Source organism: Rhodococcus sp. (in: high G+C Gram-positive bacteria) (genome assembly GCF_049299235.1).
In the GTDB taxonomy this organism is placed as follows: Bacteria; Actinomycetota; Actinomycetes; order Mycobacteriales; family Mycobacteriaceae; genus Rhodococcus.
Window position 1 is genome coordinate 1 of sequence record NZ_JBAQXC010000181.1, and the last position, 7,014, is coordinate 7,014.

Sequence of the window (7,014 nt, forward strand, 5' to 3'; positions counted from 1 at the left end):
GTGGTACACGGCAGCACCGAGCGTGAGTGCACCGTACTGGTCGTCGACGATCACGACGGTGCCCGCCGGCGCCGCGGCGAGCGCGACGCCGGCTTCGTCGAGGAGCAGCCGGTCGGCGGCATCCACGGAGACCAGGTTGGGCGCTTCCACATCGGGGAAGCGCCGCAACCTGGTGAACAGCTCCTGGAGGTCGATCAGCACTCGCCCTTGCCGGCGTTCTCGATGGCGCGGAGCGTGTCTGCCTTCAGTTCCTCGCTGAGGTCGTTCCAGCCCGGCAGCATCTGCTGTGCGTCGGCGACGGACTTGGCGGCCTCCGCACGGTTCTGGCCCCATCCTTCGAGCTGGTCGAAGTACGGCAGCATCGCGGTGCAGATGTCGTCGTAGCTCTGGCCGAGTTCGACCCCGGTGGAGCCGGTGCCGTCGGAATCGCTGGAGGCGACCGTGCTGGTCGCCGCGGTGGTGGTGGCCGAATCGGCTCCGTCGTCGGAGGATCCGCACGCCGCCGTAAGCAGGACAGCACCTGCACCCAACAGCGCCGCGAGAGTCTTCTTCATTGGTGTCCCACTTCTGATCGCAGTGTCGTTTTCCGGTAGTCCCGGCGGCAACACGGTAAACGAAAGTGCGTGATCCATCAGCGCCGGGCGGTACCTGACCCGACCGTCCTGGAGAAACCGCACGACAAGACCGGGCACGGACCGCACACGCACTGCGAGTTCAGCGTCCCGTGAGGCAGACTGCGAGCTGTGGCATCCGGACACACCGACGACGTTCGCACGCGCCTGTGGTGCGGTGGACGGCTCGTCGCCGAAGACTTCCCACTCGCCGACGTCGCCGACCGTCTGCAGGACGAATCCGCGCTGGTATGGGTGGACCTGTGGGAGCCCGATCACGAGCGGCTGCTCACGCTTGCCGAGGAACTCGACCTCGATCCGCACGCTGTCGAGGACTCGCTCGCGCACGGCGAACGTACCAAGGCGACCCGCTACGCCACCCACATGTTCCTCACCGTGTATGCGACCGCATTCGACGCCGGGACCGGCGACGCGGACGACGATCTGTCCTCACGCCTGCGAACCAGTCGCGTGTCCGCGTTCATCCTTCCCCGCGGCATGGTCACCGTCCGGCACGGCGACGCGTTCGACATCGACGAACTGCTGCGCCGCTGGAACGACAACGCCGATCTGATCGAGCACGGCACACCGGCACTGCTGCACGGACTGCTCGACATGGTCGTCGACGGCCAGTTCGAGACCATCGAGATACTCGACGACGCCATCGAGAGCCTCGAGGACGGACTGTTCGACGACCACGCGCAGACGCGGACGATCCAGCGTCGCACCTTCCGGGTCCGCAAGGAACTCGTCGAACTGCGCCGGGTGGTGCTGCCGATGCGCGAGGTGGTGGCCTTGATCATGAGGCGTCGCGCGGAGCACGGCAATTCCGTCGAGCTCGACAGTTGGTACACCGACCTGTACGACCACGTGATTCGGGCGACGGAATGGACGGAGTCGCTGCGCGACATGGTGACGACGGTGTTCGAAACCAACCTGTCGGTGCAGGATGCGCGGCTGAACACGGTGATGAAGAAGCTCACCGGGTGGGCCGCGATCATCGCCGTTCCGACCGCGGTCACCGGATGGTACGGGCAGAACATCCCGTTCCCCGGTTTCGGGAGCCATCTCGGGTTGATCGCGAGCGCGATCGTGATCGTGGTGTCCGCCGGGACGTTGTATGTGGTGTTCAAGCGTCGCGGGTGGTTGTAGGCACCCGTCGCACGAGTCGATATCGTCGCCTCAGGACGTGCCGAGCCGACCCGACAACTGTTCGAGGCGGTGCAGACTCGCACCGTCCAATCCGACTATCCGCGCGCTCTTTCCGCGCTCGGCGTACTTGTGCAGCACCGAATCGAATGTCGCGACGGTGGACGCGTCCCACACCTCGGCGTCGGTGAGATCGATGACGATTTCGTCGGGATCGTTCGCGTAGTCGAATTGATACACCAGGTCGTTGCTCGACGCCCAGAACAGCTCCCCCGAAACCCGGTAGGTGCGGACGCCGTCGATGTCGGTGGTGTGCACGCGGGTCATGTGAGCGACGCGACGGGCGAACGCGACCATCGCGGTCAGCACGCCCGCGCCCACACCGATCGCGAGATTGTCGGTCAGCAACGTCCCCGCGACAGTCACCACCATGACCACGGTTTCGCTGAGCGGCATCAGCCTCAGTGTGCGGGGCGAGACGCTGTGCCAGTCGACGGTGGTCACCGCGATCACCAGCATCACCGCGACCAGCGCGGCCATCGGAATCGCCCCGACGATCCCCCCGACGGTCACGCACAACACCAGCAGGAACAGTCCGGCGAGGAACGTCGAGATGCGGGTGCGGGCACGACCTTCCTTGACGTTGATCATCGTCTGCCCGATCATCGCGCAGCCACCCATGCCACCGAACAACGCACCGGCCCAGTTCGCGACCCCCTGTCCCCACGCTTCGCGGGTCTTGTCGGAGTGACTGTCGGTCAGGTCGTCGACGAGTTTGGCGGTCATCAGTGACTCCATGAGTCCGACGAGTGCGAGCGCGAGCGCGTACGGGGCGATGATCCGCAGCGTCTCGGCGGTCCACGGCACGTCGGGAATCATCCACGTCGGGAAGCCGCTCGGAAGCTCGCCCTGGTCGGCGACATCGGGAACGTCGAGGCCGAACAGCACCACGATGCCGGTGAGGACGACGATGGCGATCAACGCGGCGGGCACCGCGGTGGTGAGCTTCGGAATGAACACGATCATCGCGATGCCGGCGACAACGAGCGGATACACCGCCCACGGCACGTCGAACAGGTGTCCCAACTGTGCGGTGAAGATGAGGACGGCCAGGGCGTTGACGAACCCGATCATCACCGACCGCGGGATGAACCTCATGAGTTTGGCGACGCCGGTAACAGCCAGCACGATCTGCAGTGCTCCCGCGAGCCACACCGCGGCGATGAGGTAGTCGAGTCCGTGCGAGGCCACGAGCGGCGCGATGACCAGGGCGGTAGCACCCGCCGCGGCCGAGACCATCGCGGGACGGCCGCCGACGACAGCGATCGTCATCGCCATGATGCACGACGTGTACAGCGCCACCTTCGGGTCCACACCGGCTATCACCGCGAACGACACGACCTCGGGGATCAAAGCGAGGGCAGTGACCAGACCGGCGAGGATCTCGGTGGTGAGGCGCCGGGGCGATCGCAACGTTTCCAGGACGGTATGCACCGGGGAAGTCTAGGTGGCGACGCGAAATACCCGGTCTCGTGTCGATCTGGTGTGTGGCGCCACGCCGTGTAGGGTAAACGCATCGAACAGCTCGCATCGACTGTTCGAGGTCGGACGAGCTCCCCGGTCCACAATCACCATCCGAGCACGCCGCCATCACAGATCCACCCTCGAACATCTCCACTTCGGTCGCGGTTTCTCGACCCTGCGTCGTTGTACCGCGCCGTACCCGAAAGAAGGACGCTTTGAGCAACGACACCGAATTCTCCGGTCCGCTGTTCCTGCAGCCGAGCAACCCGGACGACGAACAACTCCCCGAGACCCCGCAGACGCAGCCTCAGGGCACACCGAACTACGACGGGTTGTTCTCCTCTCGTCCCTGAACATCGCTCGGGACGATTCCCGTATCCCTGGGGGCCACAATGAGGCATTTCCGGATTGTCGACGGACACGGGCGCGGTCATCGACGAACAATCGTTCCGCACCATCGACGAGGCCGCGGCATGGGCGTCGACCCACCCGCGAGCGGGATCATCGATACCGATCCTCGAAGAGCAGGTCGATGGTGAATGGCATGAACTCGCCGGCCCCGGCGGCGAGTGACACCGCACTCCGCCAATTCCGGATCTCGTACGTACTGCCGGACGAGTCGGCCGCACCGATCCAGGTACTGACGTACGCGTGTGCACCAGCCGCTGCGTTGCGAGACTTCTCGTATGGACACCGAAGCGCTCTCGCTGACGATCATCGGGCCGCCGTCCCTCTCGGGAGCCGTTCTGCGGATCGACGCGGGACGGCAGGTGCTCGGCCGGAACGACGACGCCGATCTGCAGATCGACGATCATTTGATCGACGCACGACATGCCACGATCGACCACTTCGAGGATCGGGTCGTCGTCGAGGATCTCGGGTCGGCCCACGGAACCTGGGTCGGCGGTGTGCGACTGAGCGGGGTCCGCGAGATCCACGACGGTGACATCATCACGTTCGGTCGGGTCGAGGTCCGGCTCGAGCGGAACACCGAACCCTTCGCACTGCCCCACAAGAAGCCCCGCCCGCCGCCCACATCCGCAGGCAGCAGTACCTCGAACAGCAGTACCTCGAACGACGGCGACTTCCAGCAACGTGAGAGATTCCTGCGCGAAGTCACGACGTCGAGGGCGTGGGCCCGGTTCGTGTTCTGCGTCGGAGTCGTCACAGTGCTCGTGGGAACGCTCGGATGCGCCTGGTTCCTCGCCGAGGAGCCGGGTGCCCCGTCAGACCCGATGCCGACCGGCCTCCCGGCGTTCGGGCCGGACACCGAACTCGGTCCGGTCGGATCGATCTTCGTCATCGTCGGTTTCGTCGGCCACTTCGTGCTGATCCTCGGAGCAATGTTGTGGATCATCGCGGCGGCACACGTTCGACGAATCGACACCGACTCCCGCTATCCCTGGAACGCGCCCCTGTCGGGTTGAACTGCCGCGATCCGCTCGACCTCCACGGCTACCGAGCGAATGTATCGCTCGCTTCAGTGGATCGACCGAGGGATACATTCGCTCGGATGGGGCAAGTCATCTGGGACGATTGTGGTGCCCCCAGTCGGACTCGAACCGACACTGTGCGGATTTTAAGTCCGCTGCCTCTGCCAATTGGGCTATGGGGGCGCTGTTGCGACCGAACCGGCTCGGTCGCAACACACCCTATCCGGCGGACTCCCCGATCTCGAACGCGCGTACCGACGCGGGGCGAGGACGCCCGCCCGCTCGGCTACCGCACCACCGACATCGCGATGCCGTCGAGGATGTCGTGTTCGCTGACAACGAGTTCCGTGATCCCGGCACGGGCACCGAACTCGTCGGCGAGCGTCGTCGTGACGATCGCGCCGCCACCGATCACGTCGACCCGGCCCGGATGCATCGGACCGTAGGCGGACCGCTCGTCGTGTGTCTGCGCAAGCAGTGTGTCGCACACCTTCCGGAGCCGGTCGAACCCGACGGTCGACAGATGCACCTTCTGCGGATCGTATTCGTCCAGGTCGTGTGCGATCGCCGACAGCGTGGTCAGGGTGCCCGCGACACCGACCCACGTGCGGGCCTGCTCGACGGGCACGTGCGCGAGCGCCTCGGCGATCTTGCCGCGCGCGATGGAACGCGCCTCGGCTACCTGCTCGGCGGTGGGCGGATCGTCGTGCAGGCACCGCTCGGTGAGCCGCACACAACCGATGTCGGTGGAGTACGCGGCATGCACACCGGAGGCGTCACCGAGCACGATCTCGGTGGAGCCACCACCGAGATCGACGACGACGAAAGGTCCACGCGCCGAATCGAGTTCGCCGACCGCACCGGTGAACGACAGGCGTGCCTCCTCATCGCCGGAAATCACCTCGGCCTCCGCACCGGGGATCACCGCACCGAGCACCTCGCGGGTCATCGAGAAGAAGTCCTCGCGGTTGCCCGCGTCGCGGGTCGCGGAGGTGGCGACCATACGCACGGCGGTCGCCCCGGTTTCCCGGATGAGATCGGCGTATTCGGTCAATGCCACGCGGGTGCGTTCGATGGCGTCGGATGCGAGCAGGCCGGTCGCGTCGACACCCTGCCCGAGTCGCACAACCCGCATCAGCCGGGTCACGTCGGTGAGTCTGCCGTCGGCGTCGATGTCGGCGATCAGCAGGCGGATCGAATTGGTTCCGCAGTCGATCGCGGCGACACGACTCACTCGGAGGCCTCGCGCAATTCGGCGTAGGTGGGCCAGTCCGCGGGAATCGCGGTGCCGCGCAATCCGGCGTCGGCGGCCAACGCGACCGATTCGTCGCCGAACGGATTGACACCCGGCCCCTTTGCCAGCGAATGCGCGATGAGCACGTGCAGGCACTTGACCCGGTCCGGCATGCCGCCGCCGGTGAAGTCGGTACCGAGCGATTCGATCGCGTCGCGTTCGGCGAGGTACGACTCGTGGGCGCTCCGGTAGGCCGCGGCGACGACCGGATCGGTGGCGAGGCGATCGGTCATCTCCCGCATCACCCCGGCCGATTCCTGCCGGCTGGCCTCCGCGGTGAGGCGCGGATCGGTGAGGTAGTACAAGGTTGGAAACGGCGTGCCGTCGGGCAACTTCGGCGCGGTCGTGACCACACCGGGTGCGCCGTCCGGGCTGCGGTAGGCGATGGCGAGGACACCGCGCGGGGCACGCCCGAGTTGGGCTGCGACGGCGTCGAGGTCGGACTGTGCGACGGGATCGGTCACCCGGTCGGTTCTCCTGCTTCTCGAGGTGCCACGGGCATCTGCCGCGGCACCGGTTCGGGCTCGGGTTCGGGGGGCGGTTCGGACACCGACCGCCACAGGTCGCTGTACCACGCACCGGTCGACGGGCGTTCCTGGACCTTCTCGTCGTCGACGCGCAGACCGTCGCCGGGCAACTGCACCTGGTAGGGCGTGTCGCCGGGCATCACGAACCGCAGCCGTTCACGGGCTTGCGCGCGGATCCACGCCGGATCCTCGATGTTCGCCTTCTCGTCCCGCAGGTCGTCGATCTCCCGTTCCAGCGCGACGCGCTGGGCTTCGACATGATCGGCCTCGGCGCGTTGGCTGACGTAGGTGCGCAGCGGCAGCGCCAGCGTCAACGCCAGGCCACACACGACGAGAGCCAACACCACGGCCCGACCGGTGGACAGACCGAGGAAGGTGCGTCCGGTGCGGGGCCTGCGGGTTTCGCGGGGTTCACCGACGCGGGTGGGTCGCGCGCGATGTGCGGAACCCCGGCCGCGGCCCGGCGCCGAGGTGAC

The 7,014-nt window shown here is 66.6% G+C and carries 9 protein-coding genes, 1 tRNA gene and 1 pseudogene; 4 read left to right on the forward strand and 7 right to left on the reverse strand.

All coding sequences use genetic code 11. The features are described 5' to 3' along the window. Positions 1-198: pseudogene (locus WAX14_RS10955) on the reverse strand (SAM-dependent methyltransferase); the annotation flags it as partial. Further along, the gene (locus WAX14_RS10960) at positions 195-554 is read right to left on the reverse strand and encodes a hypothetical protein (RefSeq protein ID WP_422628106.1); all 360 of its coding nucleotides are present in this window, start codon (positions 552-554) and stop codon (positions 195-197) included. The pseudogene WAX14_RS10955 and the gene WAX14_RS10960, both read right to left, overlap by 4 nt. A gap of 189 nt (positions 555-743) precedes the next feature. Here WAX14_RS10960 and WAX14_RS10965 point away from each other — a divergent pair, with 189 nt between their 5' ends. Then, positions 744-1,763 (forward strand): magnesium transporter CorA family protein, encoded by a 1,020-nt coding sequence (locus tag WAX14_RS10965; RefSeq protein WP_422628107.1) that lies wholly within the window; start codon positions 744-746, stop codon positions 1,761-1,763. Between the two features lie 30 nt (positions 1,764-1,793). On the opposite strand, the gene WAX14_RS10970 is transcribed toward WAX14_RS10965, so the two are convergent. Further along, positions 1,794-3,254, reverse strand: coding sequence for a SulP family inorganic anion transporter (locus WAX14_RS10970; protein WP_422628108.1), 1,461 nt, complete (start codon positions 3,252-3,254; stop codon positions 1,794-1,796). Between the two features lie 245 nt (positions 3,255-3,499). On the opposite strand from WAX14_RS10970, the gene WAX14_RS10975 reads away from it, so the two are divergent. The 3 genes from WAX14_RS10975 (at position 3,500) to WAX14_RS10985 (ending at position 4,711) form a co-directional block, all read left to right on the forward strand. Further along, positions 3,500-3,637, forward strand: coding sequence for a hypothetical protein (locus WAX14_RS10975; RefSeq protein ID WP_422628109.1), 138 nt, complete (start codon positions 3,500-3,502; stop codon positions 3,635-3,637). 55 nt (positions 3,638-3,692) lie between these two features. Further along, on the forward strand, positions 3,693-3,857 hold the full coding sequence (locus WAX14_RS10980; protein ID WP_422628110.1) for a hypothetical protein: 165 nt from the start codon (positions 3,693-3,695) through the stop codon (positions 3,855-3,857). Between the two features lie 113 nt (positions 3,858-3,970). Next, entirely contained in the window at positions 3,971-4,711 is a 741-nt protein-coding gene (locus WAX14_RS10985; RefSeq protein ID WP_422628111.1) for an FHA domain-containing protein, read from the forward strand. Between the two features lie 112 nt (positions 4,712-4,823). Here the strand turns inward: WAX14_RS10985 and WAX14_RS10990 are convergent. The 4 genes from WAX14_RS10990 to WAX14_RS11005 form a co-directional block, all read right to left on the reverse strand. After that, a tRNA-Leu gene (locus WAX14_RS10990) sits at positions 4,824-4,900 on the reverse strand. A 103-nt stretch (positions 4,901-5,003) separates the two neighbouring features. Next, the gene (locus tag WAX14_RS10995) at positions 5,004-5,951 is read right to left on the reverse strand and encodes an exopolyphosphatase (protein ID WP_422628112.1); all 948 of its coding nucleotides are present in this window, start codon (positions 5,949-5,951) and stop codon (positions 5,004-5,006) included. After that, on the reverse strand, positions 5,948-6,475 hold the full coding sequence (locus WAX14_RS11000; protein ID WP_422628113.1) for a DUF501 domain-containing protein: 528 nt from the start codon (positions 6,473-6,475) through the stop codon (positions 5,948-5,950). Before WAX14_RS11000 ends, WAX14_RS10995 begins: the two co-directional genes overlap by 4 nt. After that, positions 6,472-7,014 (reverse strand): FtsB family cell division protein (locus WAX14_RS11005; protein WP_422628114.1); only part of this gene is annotated, 543 nt, incomplete at its 5' end. The genes WAX14_RS11005 and WAX14_RS11000, both read right to left, overlap by 4 nt.